Source organism: Micromonospora sp. NPDC020750 (genome assembly GCF_044334565.1).
GTDB lineage: Bacteria > Actinomycetota > Actinomycetes > Mycobacteriales > Micromonosporaceae > Micromonospora.
The window spans coordinates 1086353-1104384 of sequence record NZ_JBIRTH010000001.1 but is presented as its reverse complement, the minus strand read 5'-3'; the positions used below and the strand labels follow the sequence as shown (position 1 = coordinate 1104384).

Here is an 18032-nt window from a genome sequence, read left to right as displayed (position 1 = left end):
CCGCCCGGGCAGGGGCGTGTCCACCCGGGGCGCGACGTGCCCGGGTGGGTGGGTCAGTGGACCGTGACCGTGGGGCCTGGGACCAGGCCCCGGAGGTCTTCGGGGAGTTCCGCGCCCATCTCGTCGGCGATTCGGAGCGCCTCGAAGATCAGGGTCTCCACGATCTGCGCCTCCGGGACGGTCTTGACGACCTTGCCCTTGACGAAGATCTGCCCCTTGCCGTTGCCGGAGGCGACGCCGAGGTCGGCCTCGCGGGCCTCGCCCGGGCCGTTGACGACGCAGCCCATCACGGCCACCCGCAGCGGCACCGGCAGCCCTTCGAGACCGGCCGTGACCTCCTCGGCCAGCTTGTAGACGTCGACCTGCGCCCGGCCGCAGGACGGGCAGGAGACGATCTCCAGGCCCCGCTCGCGCAGCCCCAGCGACTCCAGGATCTGGTTGCCGACCTTGATCTCCTCCACCGGCGGGGCCGACAGCGAGACCCGGATCGTGTCGCCGATCCCCTCGGCCAGCAGCGCGCCGAAGGCGACCGCCGACTTGATGGTTCCCTGGAACGCCGGCCCGGCCTCGGTCACGCCGAGGTGCAGCGGATAGTCGCACTTCTCGGCGAGCTGCCGGTACGCCCGGATCATCACCACCGGGTCGTTGTGCTTCACCGAGATCTTGATGTCCCGGAAGCCGTGCTCCTCGAACAACGAGCACTCCCACAGCGCCGACTCGACCAGCGCCTCGGCGGTGGCCTTGCCGTACTTGGCGAGCAGCCGCTTGTCCAGCGAGCCGGCGTTGACCCCGATCCGGATCGGCACCCCGGCGTCGCCGGCCGCCTTGGCGATCTCCTTCACCTTGTCGTCGAACTGCCGGATGTTGCCCGGGTTCACCCGCACGGCGGCGCAGCCGGCGTCGATCGCGGCGAAGACGTACTTGGGCTGGAAGTGGATGTCGGCGATGACCGGGATCTGCGACTTGCGGGCGATCGCCGGCAGCGCCTCGACGTCGTCCTGGCTCGGCACGGCCACCCGGACGATCTGGCACCCGGACGCGGTCAGCTCGGCGATCTGCTGGAGGGTGGCGTTGACGTCGGAGGTGAGGGTGGTGGTCATCGACTGCACCGACACGGGCGCACCCCCACCGACCGGCACGGAGCCGACCATGATCTGGCGGCTGAGCCGCCGGGGGGCGAGCGCGGGGGGCGGCGCGGAGGGCATACCGAGACTGACTGCGGTCACTTCAGGCACTCACCTTGAGAAGAGCGTGATGGGGTTGACGACGTCCGCGGTGATGGTCAGCAGCGTGAACACACCGCCGATCAGGATCACCGCGTACGTGATGGGCATGAGTTTGAGGTAGTCGACGCGGCCCGGGTCCGGCTTGCCGAAGCGGGCGAACAGCCACGACCGGGCCCGCTCGAACCAGGCGATCGCGATGTGCCCGCCGTCGAGCGGGAGCAGCGGCAGCAGGTTGAACACGCCGATGAAGAAGTTCAGCGAGACGAAGAGCATGAAGAAGATCAGCCAGGCGTTGTTCTCCACCGCTTCCCCGCCGAGCCGGCTCGCGCCGACCACGCTGATCGGGGTGTCCATGTCCCGCTCGCCGCCGGTGATCGCCGACCACAGGGCGGGCACCTTCTGCGGGATGCGCTTCATCGCCTCGTACGTGCCGACGGCCATGTCGCCGGTGAACCGGGCGGTGCCGCCGAACGCGGACACCGGCCCGTACTCGACCCGGGTGGGGGTGCTGTACCGCAGGCCGACGCCGAGCGCGGACACCGGGCCGACCTGGCCCTTCGGGTCGTCCAACGGCGGGCGCTGGGTCTGGGCGAGCACGGTGCTCGTGGCACCCGGCTGGCCGTCACGGACGTACCCGATCTCGGCCTTGTCGCCGGGCTTGGTGGCCCGCAGCGCGACCAGCATGTCGCCGTAGTTGTTGACCGGGGTGCCGTTGATCGAGGTGATCCGGTCGCCGTCGCGCAGGTTGGCCTGGGCGGCGGGGCTGGCCGGGTCGGCGGCCGCGCATTCCCGGATGGTGTTCTCCGGCACCACGCACTTGGCCAGGGCGATCACCGCAGGCTCCTGGCGAACCTCGGCGTCGGTGGTCGGGAAGTCGGGGTTCGGCAGGCCGGCGGAGATCGCGATGATCCAGGTCGCGACCAGGGCGAGCGCGAAGTGGGTGATGGAGCCGGCGGACATCACGATGGTCCGCTTCCAGACCGGGTAGCGCCACATCGCCCGGGGCTGGTCGGCCGGGTCGACGTCGTCGTCCTGCGGCGTCATGCCGACGATCTTGCAGAAGCCGCCGAGCGGGATGCCCTTGACGCCGTACTCGGTCTCGCCGCGCTTGACCGACCAGAGGGTGGGGCCGAAGCCGACGAAGTAGCGGGTGACCTTCATCCCGAACGCCTTGGCGGTGAGCATGTGCCCCGCCTCGTGCAGGCTGACCGAGACGAGGATGGCCAGGGCGAAGAGCACCACCCCGAGCAGGTACGCCATCAAGATCCTTCCACCGACGCCACAATGATCTCCTGCGCGTGCGCGCGTGCCCACGACTCGGCGGCGAGCACGTCCTCGACGGTACCTGGTTCGGCGAAATCGGGTGTGTCCTCCAACACCCGCCGGAGGGTGTCCACGATGCCGAGGAACGGCAACCGGCCGGCGACGAACGCCGCCACGCACTCCTCGTTGGCCGCGTTGTAGATCGCCGGGCGGCAGCGCCCGGCCTCCCCGGCGGCCTTGGCCAGCGCCACCGCCGGGAACGCCTCGTCGTCCAGCGGGGCGAACTCCCAGGTGTGGGCCGTCGTCCAGTCGACGGCGGCGGCGGCGTCGGGCACCCGGTCGGGCCAGCCGAGGGCCACCGCGATCGGCAGCCGCATGTCCGGCGGGCTGGCCTGGGCGATCGTGGAGCCGTCGACGAACTCGACCATCGAGTGGATCACCGAGGTCGGGTGCACCATCACGGTGATGTCGGCGTAGGGCACGTCGAAGAGCTCGTGCGCCTCGATCACCTCCAGCGCCTTGTTGACCATGGTGGCCGAGTTGATCGTGATGACCGGCCCCATGTTCCAGGTCGGGTGCGCCAGGGCCTGCTCCGGCGTGACCTCGGTCAACTCGTCGCGCCGCCTGCCCCGGAAGGGGCCGCCGCTGGCCGTGACGATCAGCCGCCGCACCTCGGGACGCGATCCGGAGCGCAGGCACTGGGCCAGCGCCGTGTGCTCGGAGTCGACGGGCACGATCTGCCCCGGCCGCGTCACCGCCGCCCTGACGAGGGGGCCGCCGGCGACGAGGGACTCCTTGTTGGCCAGGGCGAGGGTACGTCCGGCGCGCAGCGCCGCGAGGGTCGGCGCGAGCCCGAGCGAGCCGACCACGCCGTTGAGCACGATGTCGCAGGGCCACTGGGCCAGCTCGGTCATCGCGTCCGGGCCGGCCACGATCTTGGGCAGCTTGAAGTCGCCGCTGGACCAGCCGCGCCGGCTCGCCTCGGCGTAGAAGGCGAGTTGGAGGTCCTGCGCGGCGGACGCCTTCGCCACCCCGACCGCGTCGACGCGCAGTTCGAGGGCCTGGGCGGCGAGCAGCTCGACGTTGCCGCCACCGGCACCGAGCGCCACCACCCGGAACCGGTCGGGATTGCGCCGGACGATGTCGATGGCCTGGGTGCCGATCGAACCGGTCGACCCGAGCAGGACGAGATCGCGGGGAGTTGTCACCCGCCCATTCTTCCCCAGCGTCGCTGAGCGCCCGCTGGGAGCCTCAGCCCTCGGTGTCGGGATCCTCCGGCGGCGCTTCCTCGCCAAGCAGGTCGGCCGGATCGGTGGAGAACTCGAGTCGATGATGTCCTTGCGCCTGTTGCCGGGCGAGGCGATCTCACCGAGCAGTACGGCGTGCCCGATGTCCATCGTCGTCCGCCCGCCGATGCCGGCAGGGGCCGCCCGCAGGAATCTTTCGACGCATCGATGAATGTGGTTGAATCCTGCCATGCGGAAAGCTCTCGTCTGGCTGGCGGCCACACTGGTCGCCGCACCACTGCTCGTCAGCCCGGGAGTGGCCCGGGCCGCCACCGCCGCGCCGTCGCTGGTCATCGCCAGCGACTTCCCGGACCCCGACGTCGTCAAGTTCGGCGGCACCTACTACGCGTATTCCACGAACAACGGCAACGGCAACGTTCCGGTCGCCACGGCCGCTTCGCTGACCGGCCCGTGGACCCGGCGGCCCGACGCGATGCCGACCCTCGGCGCCTGGGCGAACGGGGGGCTGACCTGGGCGCCCGACGTTTCCCAGCGGGCCGACGGGCGGTACCTGCTCTACTACACCGCCCGCAGCCGGGCCACCGGCCGGCAGTGCCTCGGCGCGGCGCTGGCCACGTCGCCGCTCGGGCCGTTCAGCGCGGTCGGCACCCAGCCGCTGGTCTGCAACGCCGGCGAGGGCGGGGACATCGACGCGGCGAGCTTCACCGACAGCACCGGGCTTCGCTACCTGCTCTACAAGGACGACGGCAACGCCATCGGCCAGCCGACCAGCCTCTGGCTGCAACAGGTCGCGGCCGACGGCGTCGCCCTCCAGGGCGGCCGGGTCGAGCTGCTGCGCAGCGGTCGCGCCGAGGAAGCCGGCATCATCGAGGCACCCGTGCTGACGAAGGTGGGCGCGCAGTACGTGCTGTTCTACTCCCTCGGCGGCTACGGCGGCGACGGCTACCAGACCAGCTACGCCACGTCGACCTCGCTCACCGGGCCGTACACGAAGGCGTACCGCTCGTTGATGACCACCGCGTCGCTCGACTCCGCGGTGCGCGGGCCGGGCGGCGCCGACGTGGTACGCGAGGCGAGCGGCGACCACATCGTCTTCCACGGCTGGATCAACAACTACTCGGCGCGCGGCATGTACGTGGCGGCGCTGGGCTGGTCCGGCGGGTACCCCGTGGTGCGGGGCAGCCGCGTGCGGTACGAGACCGAGCGCGGCACGCTCAACCACTGCGCGGCCCGCGCCGCCCCGAACACGTCGCAGGGCCAGGTCGTGGCGTACATGGACTATGCGGACAGCTGGGTCGAGATGACGGTCTTCGCGCCCCGGGCGGGCGGGTACCGCGCCAATGTCGCCTACGCGGCGGGCTACGGCGACGCCCAGCACACGCTGACCGTCAACGGCGCGAACCCGAAGGTCGTCAGCTATCCCAACACGGGCTGGGACGTCTGGCGGCAGGTGGGCGTCGACGTGACGCTCAACGCGGGCTACAACACGCTGCGGTTCACCCACCTGAGCCGCTGGGCGGAACTCGACTTCGTCGAGGTGGCATAACGCACTCGTCCACGAGGATCATGGACCTACCCCAAGATCAACACAGCTCCCTGACCGTTTGATGCTGCTCTTTGGACAGGCGTTGGGCAGATCTTGGAAGGAAACGGCCCCTCCGGGGGCCGAATTCTTCCAAGATCTCATCGCTAGGGTCAGACGGCAGGTCGTTCGACCGGCAGCGCGGGCTGACGGCCTGATTTTCGGTGCCTGCACGAGGCGGGGCACCGCAAAACCATCCGCTACGGGCGGTCGAGGGCTCCCGACCGGGTCCCCCGGACGAAGCCGGCCCCCGCCCCGGCTCCCCCGCCGAACCGGCGGACGGGCCGCGCGCACCAGTGGGCCGGGCCCGCGGTCATCGCCGCGTCGACGCGGCGGCCCTGGCGACGCCGACCCACCGGCCCACCGGGCCGCCGGGCCCTGCGCCGGGTCGGGCGACGGCGGTGAGCGAGTACGGGGTGCCGCTGGCCGAGCTGCGCCAGCACGTCGCGGCCCGCGGTCACGGCGACCGGCGCGGCGGGCCTCGCCCGGGCGACGGGGGTGGCGGTGCCCGACGTGGCGGTGCCGGGTCTGCGCCGCACCGTGGCCGTGCCAGCCGGCGAAGCTGGGCCTGCGCACCGAGTACGCCCGGGACTGGGTCGCGCTGGCGATCTACCTGCGTGCTGATGCACGACACGGTCGCGGACCGGCTGCGCACCCACCCGAACCAGGTCGACCCGACGGGCCACTTCGCCCGTTTCGTCGGCTGGACCCGCCCCTGGTCGCCCCGCTCACCATCCCCGGCCGTCGACGCCGACCCGATCCCCCGCAGACCTTGGACACTTCCCGTTCCCAGAAGCCACTAAGTGTCCAAGATTCCGCACGGGTTCCGCCGGGGACCGGCGGGCGCGGAGGCGGGCGCGCGGAGGCAGGCGCGCGGAGGCAGGCGCGCGCGGAGGCAGGCGCGCGGAGGCAGGCGCGCGCGGAGGCAGGCGCGCGCGGAGGCAGGCGCGCGCGGAGGCAGGCGCGCGCGGAGGCAGGGGCGCGCGGAGGCAGGGGCGCGCGGAGGCAGGGGCGCGCGGAGGCAGGGGCGCGCGGAGGCAGGGGCGCGCGGAGGCAGGGGCGCGCGGAGGCAGGGGCGCGGAGGGTTGCAGGGAGGGTAGGAAGGGTGCAGGGAGGGACGCGGGGAAGAGCACCTAGGCGGGCGCACAGACGGGGCAGCTCCGTAGGGCCACGAAGGGCCACTGCCCGCCCCGCCGTCGGTGTTGTCAGGCGGCGGCGCGATCAGGCGGCGGCGCGAAGCACGAAGGCCTCCACCTCCTCGCCGCCGTACCAGTCGGTGCGTCGGCCCACGTGGGTCATGCCGAGCTGGCGGGCCACCGCCATCGACGCGGCGTTGCCCGGCGACACGACCGCCCAGACCTGCGGGGTGCCGGTCGCCAACTCCCGGGCCACCAGCGACCGGGCCGCCTCGGTGGCGTACCCGTGGCCCCACGAGTCCGGGTGCAGGTGCCAGCCGACCTCGATGTCGGTGGTCAACACGCTCTCGTCCCGGCCGGGCAGCGGCTTGAGCAGCGCCGTGCCCACCACCACGCCGGTGTCTCGGACCTCGATCGCCCACGTGCCGTACCGGTCGCCGTGCTCCGCGTGCCGATCCCGCCACATCGCGAGCCGGTCGGCCGCCTGCGCCGGGTCGGTGAGCGGCAGGCCGGGCGCGCCCAGCCAGCGGGTGACCTCGGGCCGGGAGTAGATGTCGAAGATCCGGTTCAGGTCGGCCGGGTCGGCGGTCCAGTCCCGCAGGACCAGGCGTTCCGTGGCGAGGATTCCCATGGCGGCGATCCTAGTGAGCGGCGGACGGCCCGGCCGGCGACGGCCGACCTGCGCGGCCTGCGCTGTCGTGAGTGACGCGGGGCGGTACGGGGAAAGAAGCCGCGATGGGCAGCGGATGGCAACGGGCGAAGCGGATCACCAGTGCGGCGTTCCGCCCGCTGCGGGGCCGGGACCTGTCCCTGCACGCCGCCGCCATCACCTTCTACGGGGCGATCGCCGTGGTGCCGGTGGCCCTGCTGGCGATCTGGCTCACCTCGCTGCTGGCGGGAGCCGACCGGGTGCGCCGGCTCACCTCGTACGCCGTGGAGACGCTGCCGGACGCGATCGGCGCGCCCCACGCGGTGCAGGCACTGGTGGAGGCGGGGGTGGGGTTGACCCCGCTGCCGGCGTTGGCGTCGCTGCTGCCGGCGTCGCTCTACGGCGAGGGGCTGCGCCGCGCGTTCGTCTCGGTCGCCATGCCGCGCAGCGACGAGTCGCTGGTCGGCTGGCGGGGCCGGCTGCTGCTGCTCCCCCTGCTGGCACCGGCCCCGGCCCTGCTGCTGTCGATCCTGCTCGCGCTGCCGACGACCACCAGGCTGGTCCGACAGGGCGGGTGGAGCGGCGCGCTGGGGGTGGTGCTGTCGTTCCTGGCGGTCTGGCTGGTGCTCACCCCGGTGCTGCTCTGGCTGTTCCGGGTGGTCGGCCCGGCGTCGCCGGACTGGCTCTCCGCGCTGGGCATCGGGTCGTTCACCGCCGCCAACCTCTCCGGATTCCTGCACGGCTTCGTCCTCTTCGCCTCGCTCCCGATCGACCTGGGCATGCCGTTCGGCGGCTTCGACGAGATCGGCGCGGGGGTGGCGGTCCTGCTCTGGCTCTACCTCTTCCACGTGATCGTGCTGGCCGGCTACTCCGCCACCCTCGCCCTGTCCTGCTGGCGCACCCGCGCCCAGGTGCCGGCTCCCGGCCCGAACGGATGACGGGCTCTCGGGGCGCTCCCGGCCCGAACGGATGACGGGCTCTCCGGGGCGCTCCCGGCCCGAACGGATGACGGGCTTCCCGGGGCGCTCCCGGCCCGAACGGGACCGGCGACGGTCTCCCGCCGGGGGCGGCGCGGCACTAGGCTGCCCGAGCATGAGCGAGCGCAGCGGTGATGGCCGCATGAGCGGGGCGAGTGCCGTGGTGATGGCCGCATGAGCGGGGCGGGCGAGCTGCCGACCCGGGCCGACGTGGTGATCGTCGGATCCGGGCACAACGGGCTGGTCTCGGCGATCCTGCTGGCCCGTGCCGGGCTGGACGTGCTGGTGCTGGAGGCCGCCGACGTGATCGGCGGGGCGACCCGCACCGAGAACCCGTTCCCGAAGGTGCCGGGGCTGCGCCACTCCACCGGGTCGTACCTGCTCGGGCTGATGCCGCCGGAACTGCTCGCCACGCTCGACGTGCGCATCCCGGTGCTGCGCCGCGACCCGCACTACTTCCTGCCCACCCCGGGCGGCACCGGATCGCCGTACCTGCTGATGGGCAGCGACCACACGGCGACCCGGCGGCAGCTCACGGAGTTCTTCTCCCCCGCCGACGTGGCCGCCGACGACGCCATGCAGGCCGAACTGGCGGCCCTGCGCGACGACCTGGCACCGGCCTGGCTGGCCGAGCCGCTGCCGGTCGAGGAGACCGCCGAACGGCACGTCCGGCCCGCGCTGCGGCAGGTCTTCGTCGACCTGGTGCGCGGCTCGGTCGCCGACCACCTGGCCCGCTTCGACTTCCGCTCCGAGCTGCTGGTCAGCATGTACGCGGTCACCGACGGCCTGTCCGGGCTGAACGCCGGCCCGGACGACCCGGGCACCGGGCACAACTTCCTGGTGCACAACATGTGCCGGTTGCCCGGCTCCGACGGCACCTGGATGATCGCCGAGGGCGGGATGGGCACGGTCTCGCGCACCTTCGCCGACGCGGCCCGCGCCGCCGGGGCCCGCATCCTCACCGGTACGCCGGTCGCCGCGATCACCCTCGACGGCGGCGCGGCCGGCGGGGTGACCCTGGCCGACGGCCGGCACGTGGCCGCCCGGGTGGTGCTCGGGGCCTGCGACCCGTACCGGCTGATCGACCTGCTGCCCGACGGCGCGCTGCCGGCGCCGCTGACCCAGCGGATGGCGGCGGTCCGCCGCCCCGGCACCACCCTCAAGCTCAACCTGGCGCTGACCGGGCTGCCCCGCTTCTCCTGCCTGCCCGAGGGCGCGCCGAGCCCGTTCGGCTCCACCATCCACCTGCTGCCCGGCTCGGCGTCGCTGGTCGGCGGCGGGGGCGAGCCGCCGATGGCGGCGCTACGGGCGATGTGGGCGGACGTCCAGGCCGGGCGGCTGCCCGACGAGCCGACCATCGAGTGGTACCTGCACACCACCGTCGACCCGTCGCTGTCCGACGCCGCCGGCCACCACTCCTCGGCGCTGTTCGTCCAGTCGGTCCCCTACGAGCTGGCCGGCACCACCTGGGACGAGGCCCTGCCCGGGTACGTGTCGCGGCTGGTGGAGATCTGCGAGCGGTACGCCCCCGGCACCGCCGACCTGATCGCCGACGCCGTCCCGCTCCCCCCGCCCGGCATCGAGGCCCACTTCGGCATCACCGGCGGCCACATCCACCACGTCGACAACACGGTCTCGTTCACCGACCGGATGCCCTACGCCACCGGCGTCGACGGCGTGTACGCGGGCAGCGCCGGCTGCCACCCGGCCGGCAGCGTCATCGGCGCCGCCGGCCACAACGCCGCCCGTCGCATCCTCACCGACCTGGGTCGCTGACCCGTCCACCCCACCGCCCACCCACCCCGTCGATCGTGAACGGGTGGAGCGGTGGGGCGGTGGCGGTCAGGGGGTGGGGGTTTCGGCGGTGGCGCGGTGGGCGCGGACCTTGTGACCGACGCTGGTCAGGCACCGGCCGCTGGGCAGGTCGAACTTCCAGCCGTGCAGCTGGCAGGTGAGCTGGTCGCCCTCGACGATGCCGAACCGGGTCAGGTCCGCCTTCAGGTGCGGGCAGCGGCGCTGCACCACCCAGTCGCCAAGGGTGACGTCCTCGGCGTCGGTGCTCCGCTCGTGCTCGTCGTACCAGCCCTCGGCGTACTGGAGGCGCTCGGTGGACAGGCACTTGAAGAAGGCGTACACGAACTCGTTGTACTGGCCGATCCGGGCGGCGGAGAACCGGCAGGACAGGAAGAGCGAGTTGACCCAGTCCACCTCGTCGATGTGCAGCAGGTGCTCGACCAGCGCCCGGTCGGTGCGGAACCGGTAGCGGACCTTCTCCTCGGCGTACGGGCGTACCTCCTTGCCCGGGAAGTCGACCACGATCGACTCGACGCTCTCGCCGTCGTAGCCGACCAGATCGAAACGGACCGGACCGCCGACCCCCTTGGCCAGGTAGATCGACTCCTCCAGCAGCGGCTCGATCCGGCGCTTCATCCCGGCCAGCACGTCGACCTCGGGGTGCCGCCAGGACGCCTTCTCCGCCTCGATGACGCCGCGCTTGCGCTCCCGCATCTCCTCCAGGTGGGCGACCTTGTTCGCGAAGAACTCCTCGATCGGAACCGGGTGGGTGGTCGTCGCGCCTTCGGTGGTGACCTCGGCGACGCTGCCCGGCAGCAGCACGATGCCGTTGGTGCCGCCGACCTTGGCGTACTCGGACAGGAACACCGACTGGTCGGGGAAGATGTTGCCCTCGTCGCCGTGGATGTCGTTGAACTGCCACAGCGCGTCGTCGAGGAAGCACGGCGGGCCGGCGATCGGGAAGACGTGGTCGGCCTTCAGGTCGGCGATGTAGCGCCAGGTGCGGTCGAACTGCCGCTCCCGCTTCTGCTTGCCGAACGCGGTCTTCGCCGACTGCGGCAGCTCGTAGACCATCGGGTACCAGATCGCGCCCGAGAACTGGAGCATGTGCGCGTGCACGTGGCCCAGCTCGGTGAAGACGCTCAGGTCCGTCGGACGGGCGTCGTTCTGGTTGAGCAGCCGGACCCCGTCGTACTCGACCCAGAGGGACGAGTCGCCGATCGGGCCGTCGGTGGGGCTGGTCAACGCCTGAATCATGATCTTAAGACCGCCGTCGAGCTCGACGACCTGCTCGTTCGGCGCCCGGAGGAACTTCGTGAAGCCCAGCTCCCGCAGCTCGTCCTCCATCTCCGAGGTGGGGAACTCGGGCAGCAGGACGGTCGTGTCCTTCGACACGTGCCGCTTGAGGTGCGCCGCGTCGAAGTGGTCCCGGTGCAGGTGCGACACGTACAGGTAGTCGACCTTGCCGAGGGCCTCCCAGTCGAGCAGGGAGTTGTCGGGGAACGGGAACCAGGACGCGAAGTAGGCGGGATTGACCCACGGGTCGCACAGGATGCTGCCCGCGGCCGTGTCGATCCGCATGCTGGCATGTCCCGTACCGGTCACTCGCACCGCAGTCCCCCTCAAACAGGCAATCAAGGTGTACGTCAGAACGCTACCGGAGGCAGTGTCGTCGACAACCCGCGATGCCGGTAGTGCCGTCCGGCCCGGCGCTCCAGGCCGGACGGCACCCGACGACGGACGGCACCCGACAGCGGACGCGCACCGGGAAACCCCCACCGGACGAGGACAGGCGCGGGGCGTGCCAGACTAACCGGAGATCCGAATCGCGAGGGAAGGACCGACAGTGGCAGGAAGCGAGCCGGTGACGTCGCCAGATCAGCACAAGCCCGGGCACCGGAAGGCGGGGCGGATCGGCGCGGTGCTCTCCGCCCTGGCGTTGCTGGCGATGCTGTGCGGCAACCACGAGGGCAGGGTCGAGGACATCTGGCTGGTCGGCCTGGCCGTGCTGCTGCTGGCCGTTGTCATCGGCGACGCGGTGCTGCGGCGCAACGGCCTGCGCTCCTGACCACGACCGGCGGCCCGCCGACCACGTCAGACACCGAGGGCCCGTCACCCTGCTGAGCAGGGGACGGGCCCTCGGCGTACGTCTGCGTCGGAACCCGCCTGCTGCCGGTCAGCGACCGAAGAGGATGTCCTGGACATCCTTCAGCGCCGCGTCGACCTCCGCCTCGAAGTAGCCGCCAGGCACCAGGCCGAATCGCAGGGTGTCCAGGTCCTTCGGGTTGACCGGCATCGGGCTGCGGCCGGTCATGCCGCCGAGGATGCCGTCGAAGAGCCGGTCGACCTGCTCCGGGTCGTACCCGCTGCCGAAGCGGCGCACCTGGAAGCCGCGGCGAATCTGGTCCACGCGGTGGAGGTCGCCGCCGGGGGGACCGGCCATCGGGGGGCCGGCCATCGGCGGCGGGCCACCCACCGGCGGCCCGGCGACCGGGGACGGCCCGCCCATCGGCGGGCCACCGAGCGGCTGCTGCGGCAGGGGCGGCGGCCCGGCCGGGCCGCGACCGCGCAGCTCACGCAGGTCCCGCTCGGGCATCCGGATCTCGGCGGTCATGTCGGCCCGACCGTGTCGGCCCGCTTCGAAGCCGTCGAACCGGCCGTCTGGGCCGTAGCCACCCGTCCCGGCGGGCAGCCCTCGCGGCGGGGGGCCGCCGTGGCCGTGGCCCGCGCCAGGGCCGGGACCGGGGCCGGGGCCGGGGCCAGGGCCGGGGCCGGGGCCGGGGCCGGGGCCGGGGCCGGGGACGATCGGGCCACCCGGACCGCGTGGGGTGTCGTATCCGCCGCGCGGGGCGTCGTAGCCGCCGGCGGCGAAGGCGCCGCTCGGCTCGTCGTAGCGGCCGTACCGGTCGGCGGGCGGACCGGCCTGCGCGGGCATCGGTCGGGGCGGCACGGGCCCGGGCCCACGGTCATCATGCATCGGGACCGGGCCACGGTCATCACGCAGGCCACGGTCATCATGCATCGGGACCGGGCCACGGTCATCGCGCATCGGCACCGGGCCACGGTCATCGCGCATCGGCACCGGGCCACGGTCGTCACGCATCGGCACCGGGCCACGGTCATCGCGCATCGGGACCGGGCCACGGTCATCGCGCAGGCCACGGTCATCGCGCATCGGGACCGGGCCACGGTCATCGCGCAGGCCACGGTCGTCGCGCATCGGGACCGGGCCACGGTCGTCGCGCATCGGCGGGCCCATCCGGTTCGACGGGCCGAGTCGGTCGGACATCCCGGAGTCGGTGCCACGGCTGACCACGCCGCCGCGCTCCTCCAGCTCGGCCAGCTGCCGCTCGACCCGGTCGAGGTGCAGGTCGACCTGCCACTCGTCGTAGCCGTTGAAGCGGACCCGGAAGACAACGTCGTGGACCTCCTGGGAGGCCACGGGCGCGCCGACCGGCTGTCCGGCGAGCGTCGCCTCGACCCGGTCCAGGAAGGCGTCCACCTCGTCGACCTTGTAGCCCCGACGGAGCGCCTTACGCCGGAAACGCTGACCCTGACTCGCCACTATGTCTCCTGGTCTCGTTCGCTACGCCCGGTCACGCCGTCGCCTCCTGCGGCGCGTCGGTGTCGTTGTCCTCGGCCGCGGCGAGCTGCCCGCAGGCGCCGTCGATCTCGCGCCCCCGGGTGTCCCGCACCGTCGTGGACACCCCGGCGGCGCGCAGGCGCCGGACGAACTCCCGCTCGACCGGCTTGGGACTCGCGTCCCACCGGCTGCCCGGGGTCGGGTTGAGCGGGATGAGGTTGACGTGGGTCAGCTTGCCGGCCAGCAACCGGCCGAGGAGGTCGGCCCGCCACGGCTGGTCGTTCACGTCCTTGATCATCGCGTACTCGATGGACACCCGGCGTCCCGTCTGGGCGGCGTAGTCCCACGCTGCGTCCAGCACCTCGGCCACCTTCCAGCGCTGGTTGACCGGCACGAGCTCGTCGCGCAGCTCATCATCGGGCGCGTGCAGGGACAACGCAAGGGTCACCGACAGGTCTTCGCTGGTCAGGCGGCGGATGGCCGGGACCAGGCCGACCGTGGAGACGGTGATGTGCCGCTGGGACAACCCGAGCCCGTCCGGGGCGGGGGCGACCAGCCGGCGGATCGCCGCGATCACCCGCGAGTAGTTGGCCAGCGGCTCGCCCATCCCCATGAACACCACGTGGGACAGCCGTGGCGGGGAGCCGGCGACCGCGCCGGAGGCGGCCACGCCTGCCAGGTATACCGCCTGGTCGACGATCTCGGCGGTGGAGAGGTTACGGGTCAGACCGGCCTGGCCGGTCGCGCAGAACGGGCAGGCCATCCCGCAGCCGGCCTGGCTGGAGATGCAGACGGTGACCCGGTCCGGGTAGCCCATCAGCACGCTCTCCACCAGCGAGCCGTCGTGCAGCCGCCAGAGCGCCTTGCGGGTGGCCCCGTCGTCGCAAGCCAGCTCGCGAACCGGGGTGAGCAGAGTGGGCAACAGCGCGCCGGCCAGCCGATCCCGGGTGGCGGCAGGCAGGTCGGTCATCTTGGCGGGGTCGCGAACCAGCCGGCCGAAGTAGTGGGTGGAGATCTGCTTCGCGCGGAACGCCGGCTCGCCCAGCTCGGTGACCAGCGCCTGCCGACCGGCCAGATCGAGGTCGGCGAGGTGGCGGGGCGGCATGGCCGCGCGGCGTGCGGCGGGGGCGTCCGGGGCGACGGGAATCAGCGGAAGGCTCGTCATGGCGCTCCCAGTCTCCCACGCCGAACGGACGACGCGCCTGGCCGGAGGTGCCGAATCGCCCCCGACCGGGCGGCCGGCACGGGGTGCCCGGCGTGATCCATGCCTCAGCCCACCACCGGGACGAACACGGCCAGCAGCAGGTACGCGGTGGGGACCGCGAACAGAATCGAGTCAAGGCGATCCATCAGGCCGCCGTGGCCAGGCAGCAGGTTGCTCATGTCCTTCACGCCGAGGTCCCGCTTGATCATGGACTCCGCCAGGTCGCCGAGGACCGCCGCGCAGGAGACGGCCACCCCGAACAGCGCGCCCCACCACGGGGCCACGTCGAACAGCAGCCAGATCAGCAGGGCGCTGCCGAGGGCGGCGGCGGTGATCGACCCGGCGAAGCCCTCCCAGGACTTCTTCGGACTGATCGAGGGGGCCATCGGGTGCTTGCCGAGGTTGACCCCGGCGGCGTACCCGCCGGTGTCGGAGAGCACCACCGCGACCAGGGTGACCAGCACCCGCAGGTGCCCGTCGCCGGGCGCTGCGGCGAGCATCGCCGCGAACCCGCCGAGGAACGGCACGTAGACCGCGATCAGGGTGGCCGCCGTCAGGTCGCGCTGGTAGTTGCCCGGGCCGTCGCCCAGCCGCCAGACCATCGTGCCCAGCACGGTCACCAGCAGGCCGAGGCTGAGCGCGTCCGGGCCGGCGAACCACGCCAGGCCGACCGTGAGCACGCCGCCGGTGAGCAGCGGCACCAGCGGCGGGTGGGCCCCGCCACGGCGAACCGCTCGGGCCATCTCCCAGGTGCCGATCGCGATGGCGGCGGCGAGCACGAACAGGAAGGCGGGCAGGTAGAAGAAGAGTGGCACCAGCACGGCCGCGCCGAGACCGACGCCCACCCCGATCGCGGCAGGCAGGTTACGTCCCCCGCGGTTGGGCGGCGCCTGTTGGGTGGGCGGACGGTCCGCGCGGGCCCGCCGGCGCCCGGGCTGCCGTCGGCCCCGGGGCCGCCCCGGCTCCGCGCCTACGCCGGCCACCGTCGCGGAGGGCTCCTCCGGCCGGTACGGCGGCGGGGCCGACTCGCGCCCGGCGACGGGCTCGTCGACCGGCCAGGCGGGGTGACCGGGGCCGGCCGAGCGGTCCTGGTCGGGGTGACCCGGGTTCCCGACGTCGGGAAGGCCGGGCCAGACCGCGTCGCCGCCGGGCAGCGGGGGGGCGCCGTACGGGTCGGTGCGGTCCGCGTCGAGCGGCCCCAGCCGGCGCGACTCGGCCCGGACCTCGGGCTCGGACGTGCCGATCGCGGCCGGCGCGATCGGGTCGGTCGCGGCGGCGCCGAGCGTGTCGGGGGCCGAGGGCGGGTACGCGTCGGTGACGGCGCCGTGGGCCCACTGCCCCGGTTCGAGGTCACGGTCGGGCCAGGGAAGCGCGGCAGGGGCGTCCGGCTGGTCCCAGCCTCGAGGCTCGGCGCTGCGGTAGGGGTCGAGGTGGGACATCACGCACCGAGCGGACGCGGTACGGGGTTCACCACATGACGTACGACCAAGACCATCCCCTACAACAACAGTTCCGTCCGGTTGACCGGCCTGACGGCCGGCCGATTCCGACCGTTCACCGCGTGGTGGTCGGAATCGTGCCGAGCCTACTGCACTGGCCGCCCGGGCCGGGCGGACGATGGGCCACCGTCGCCGGCCGGCGACGGTGCGCGGACTCTCCCCTGCACGGCGAGGGCCCGGGTGGTGGCCTGGTGGCCGCCCACCGGGGCAGCAGCGGCCCGCGACGACGAAGGCACCGGCGTCCCGCCGCCCGACGGCGACGGCACACCGGTGCCACGGCAGGTCACGCGACCGGCCCGGGCCGGTCGCGGATCAGACCTCCAGGAGCTCGGTCTCCTTGTGCTTGACCAGATCGTCGACGCTTGCGACGTACTTCTGGGTCAGGTCGTCGAGGTCCTTCTCGGCGCGGCGGCCGTCGTCCTCGCCGACCTCGCCGTCCTTGACGAGCCGGTCCAGCTCTTCCTTGCCCTTGCGGCGGATGTTGCGGATGGCCACCTTGGCCTCCTCGCCCTTGTGCCGGGCGACCTTGATCATCTCGCGGCGCCGCTCCTCGGTCATCTGCGGGACGAGGATGCGGAGCTGGTTGCCCTCGTTGTTCGGGTTGAGGCCGAGGTCGGAGTCGCGGATCGCCCTCTCCATGGCGCCGATCTGCGAGTTGTCGTACGGCTTGATGATCACCATGCGTGGCTCGGGGACCCCGATGGACGCCATCTGGGGCAGCGGCGTCGGGGTGCCGTAGTAGTCGATGATGACCTTGGAGAACATGGCGGCGTTGGCGCGACCGGTGCGGATGGCGCCGAACTCCTCCTTGGCGTGCTCGATCGCACGCTCCATCTTCTCCTCGGCCTCAAGGAGGGTGTCGTCGATCACCGGTCTCCTCGCCTCCTTCTTGTGTTCGTGGTGGGCTGTGCTGTCGTGTCCGGAGGACCGTCGCTCGCCGGCCGCCGGACGCTCAGGCGGTGATCAGGGTGCCGATCTTGTCGCCACCCACCGCACGGATGATCGTGTCCTCGCCCTGCGCGCCGAAGACCAGCATCGGCAGGCCGTTCTCCATGCACAGGCTGAACGCGGCGGCGTCGGCCACCCGCAGGTTACGGCGCAGCACCTCGGAGAAGGTGATCGAGTCGAACTTGCTGGCGGTCGGGTCGATCCGGGGGTCGGCGGAGTAGACGCCGTCCACGCCGTTCTTGCTCATCAGCACCACATCGGCGCGGATCTCCAACGCGCGCTGGGCGGCCACGGTGTCGGTGGAGAAGTACGGCATGCCCGCGCCGGCGCCGAAGATGACCACACGGCCCTTCTCCAGGTGCCGGATGGCGCGCAGCGGGATGTACGGCTCGGCGACCTGGGCCATCGTGATCGCGCTCTGCACCCGGGTCTCGATGCCCTCCTTCTCCAGGAAGTCCTGGAGGGCGAGGCAGTTCATCACGGTTCCCAGCATGCCCATGTAGTCGGCGCGGGCCCGGTCCATACCGCGCTTCTGCAGCTCCGCGCCGCGGAAGAAGTTGCCGCCGCCGACCACCACCGAGACCTGCACGCCGCGGCGGACCACGGTGGCGATCTGCCGGGCGATGGCCTGCACAACGTCCGGGTCGACGCCGATCGCCCCGCCGCCGAAGACCTCGCCGGAGAGCTTCAGCACCACCCGACGGGCCCGGCCGGGCGGTGGGGCGGTCGGATCATCCGCTTCCAGGCTCCGGTCACCAACAACCTGCGTCATCCGCCCCGTCCCTCCCCACGCGCACAAACGTGCGCCGGTTACCGCGTACCTGCCGTCGCTGACCCTATGCGACAGGGAGGCCGCGGTGCCTGTCACGTACACCAGCGGCCTCCCCGTCGACGTTCCCTGCCGCAGGCGCGTCACGCCCGACC

The 18032-nt window shown here is 72.6% G+C and carries 14 protein-coding genes; 4 read left to right on the top strand and 10 right to left on the bottom strand.

Features of this window, described 5'->3' with window-relative positions; all coding sequences use genetic code 11:
* Positions 1-53: 53 nt before the first annotated feature.
* The 3 genes from ispG to dxr are packed head-to-tail and all read right to left on the bottom strand — an operon-like array spanning position 54 to position 3697.
* The gene (gene ispG, locus ACH4T9_RS05050) at positions 54-1226 is read right to left on the bottom strand and encodes a flavodoxin-dependent (E)-4-hydroxy-3-methylbut-2-enyl-diphosphate synthase (RefSeq protein ID WP_396669849.1); all 1173 of its coding nucleotides are present in this window, start codon (positions 1224-1226) and stop codon (positions 54-56) included.
* A gap of 9 nt (positions 1227-1235) precedes the next feature.
* Positions 1236-2486 (bottom strand): M50 family metallopeptidase, encoded by a 1251-nt coding sequence (locus ACH4T9_RS05045; RefSeq protein WP_396669848.1) that lies wholly within the window; start codon positions 2484-2486, stop codon positions 1236-1238.
* Entirely contained in the window at positions 2486-3697 is a 1212-nt protein-coding gene (dxr, locus tag ACH4T9_RS05040; RefSeq protein ID WP_396669847.1) for a 1-deoxy-D-xylulose-5-phosphate reductoisomerase, read from the bottom strand. Before dxr ends, ACH4T9_RS05045 begins: the two co-directional genes overlap by 1 nt.
* Positions 3698-3965: 268 nt before the next feature.
* Between dxr and ACH4T9_RS05035 the strand changes: the two genes are divergently transcribed.
* Positions 3966-5282, top strand: a complete 1317-nt coding sequence (locus ACH4T9_RS05035) for a family 43 glycosylhydrolase (protein ID WP_396669846.1) — start codon at positions 3966-3968, stop codon at positions 5280-5282.
* A 1257-nt stretch (positions 5283-6539) separates the two neighbouring features.
* On the opposite strand, the gene ACH4T9_RS05030 is transcribed toward ACH4T9_RS05035, so the two are convergent.
* On the bottom strand, positions 6540-7085 hold the full coding sequence (locus ACH4T9_RS05030; RefSeq protein WP_396669845.1) for a GNAT family N-acetyltransferase: 546 nt from the start codon (positions 7083-7085) through the stop codon (positions 6540-6542).
* A 104-nt stretch (positions 7086-7189) separates the two neighbouring features.
* Between ACH4T9_RS05030 and ACH4T9_RS05025 the strand changes: the two genes are divergently transcribed.
* Both ACH4T9_RS05025 and ACH4T9_RS05020 read left to right on the top strand, forming a co-directional pair.
* A complete protein-coding gene (locus ACH4T9_RS05025; RefSeq protein WP_396669844.1) occupies positions 7190-8041 on the top strand; it encodes a YhjD/YihY/BrkB family envelope integrity protein in 852 nt (283 codons plus the stop codon).
* 213 nt (positions 8042-8254) lie between these two features.
* Positions 8255-9856, top strand: a complete 1602-nt coding sequence (locus tag ACH4T9_RS05020; RefSeq protein ID WP_396669843.1) for a phytoene desaturase family protein — start codon at positions 8255-8257, stop codon at positions 9854-9856.
* A 66-nt stretch (positions 9857-9922) separates the two neighbouring features.
* Here ACH4T9_RS05020 and ACH4T9_RS05015 read toward each other — a convergent pair whose 3' ends face one another.
* Positions 9923-11485: a Rieske 2Fe-2S domain-containing protein gene (locus tag ACH4T9_RS05015; protein ID WP_396669842.1), complete on the bottom strand. Its 1563-nt coding sequence runs from the start codon at positions 11483-11485 to the stop codon at positions 9923-9925.
* Between the two features lie 235 nt (positions 11486-11720).
* Between ACH4T9_RS05015 and ACH4T9_RS05010 the strand changes: the two genes are divergently transcribed.
* On the top strand, positions 11721-11942 hold the full coding sequence (locus ACH4T9_RS05010; RefSeq protein WP_161687946.1) for a DUF2631 domain-containing protein: 222 nt from the start codon (positions 11721-11723) through the stop codon (positions 11940-11942).
* Positions 11943-12050: 108 nt separating this feature from the next.
* On the opposite strand, the gene ACH4T9_RS05005 is transcribed toward ACH4T9_RS05010, so the two are convergent.
* The 5 genes from ACH4T9_RS05005 to pyrH all read right to left on the bottom strand — a co-directional run bounded on the left by ACH4T9_RS05005 (position 12051) and on the right by pyrH (position 17880).
* Positions 12051-13439 carry a DivIVA domain-containing protein gene (locus ACH4T9_RS05005; protein WP_396669841.1) on the bottom strand — a complete coding sequence of 463 codons (1389 nt, stop codon included), beginning with the start codon at positions 13437-13439 and terminating at the stop codon, positions 12051-12053.
* Between the two features lie 31 nt (positions 13440-13470).
* Positions 13471-14622 carry a 23S rRNA (adenine(2503)-C(2))-methyltransferase RlmN gene (gene rlmN / locus ACH4T9_RS05000; RefSeq protein ID WP_396669840.1) on the bottom strand — a complete coding sequence of 384 codons (1152 nt, stop codon included), beginning with the start codon at positions 14620-14622 and terminating at the stop codon, positions 13471-13473.
* 104 nt (positions 14623-14726) lie between these two features.
* Entirely contained in the window at positions 14727-16100 is a 1374-nt protein-coding gene (locus tag ACH4T9_RS04995; RefSeq protein ID WP_396669839.1) for a phosphatidate cytidylyltransferase, read from the bottom strand.
* Between the two features lie 372 nt (positions 16101-16472).
* A complete protein-coding gene (gene frr, locus ACH4T9_RS04990) occupies positions 16473-17030 on the bottom strand; it encodes a ribosome recycling factor (protein ID WP_396669838.1) in 558 nt (185 codons plus the stop codon).
* An 82-nt stretch (positions 17031-17112) separates the two neighbouring features.
* Positions 17113-17880, bottom strand: coding sequence for a UMP kinase (gene pyrH, locus ACH4T9_RS04985; protein WP_161687936.1), 768 nt, complete (start codon positions 17878-17880; stop codon positions 17113-17115).
* Positions 17881-18032: the final 152 nt, after the last annotated feature.

Coding starts and splice junctions, on each gene's coding strand:
- ACH4T9_RS05045 (WP_396669848.1), bottom strand. CDS start 2,486: ATGGCGTACCTGCTCGGGGTGGTGCTCTTCGCCCTGGCCATCCTCGTC.
- ACH4T9_RS05035 (WP_396669846.1), top strand. CDS start 3,966: ATGCGGAAAGCTCTCGTCTGGCTGGCGGCCACACTGGTCGCCGCACCA.
- ACH4T9_RS05030 (WP_396669845.1), bottom strand. CDS start 7,085: ATGGGAATCCTCGCCACGGAACGCCTGGTCCTGCGGGACTGGACCGCC.
- ACH4T9_RS05025 (WP_396669844.1), top strand. CDS start 7,190: ATGGGCAGCGGATGGCAACGGGCGAAGCGGATCACCAGTGCGGCGTTC.
- ACH4T9_RS05020 (WP_396669843.1), top strand. CDS start 8,255: ATGAGCGGGGCGGGCGAGCTGCCGACCCGGGCCGACGTGGTGATCGTC.
- rlmN (WP_396669840.1), bottom strand. CDS start 14,622: ATGACGAGCCTTCCGCTGATTCCCGTCGCCCCGGACGCCCCCGCCGCA.
- ACH4T9_RS04995 (WP_396669839.1), bottom strand. CDS start 16,100: ATGTCCCACCTCGACCCCTACCGCAGCGCCGAGCCTCGAGGCTGGGAC.
- pyrH (WP_161687936.1), bottom strand. CDS start 17,880: ATGACGCAGGTTGTTGGTGACCGGAGCCTGGAAGCGGATGATCCGACC.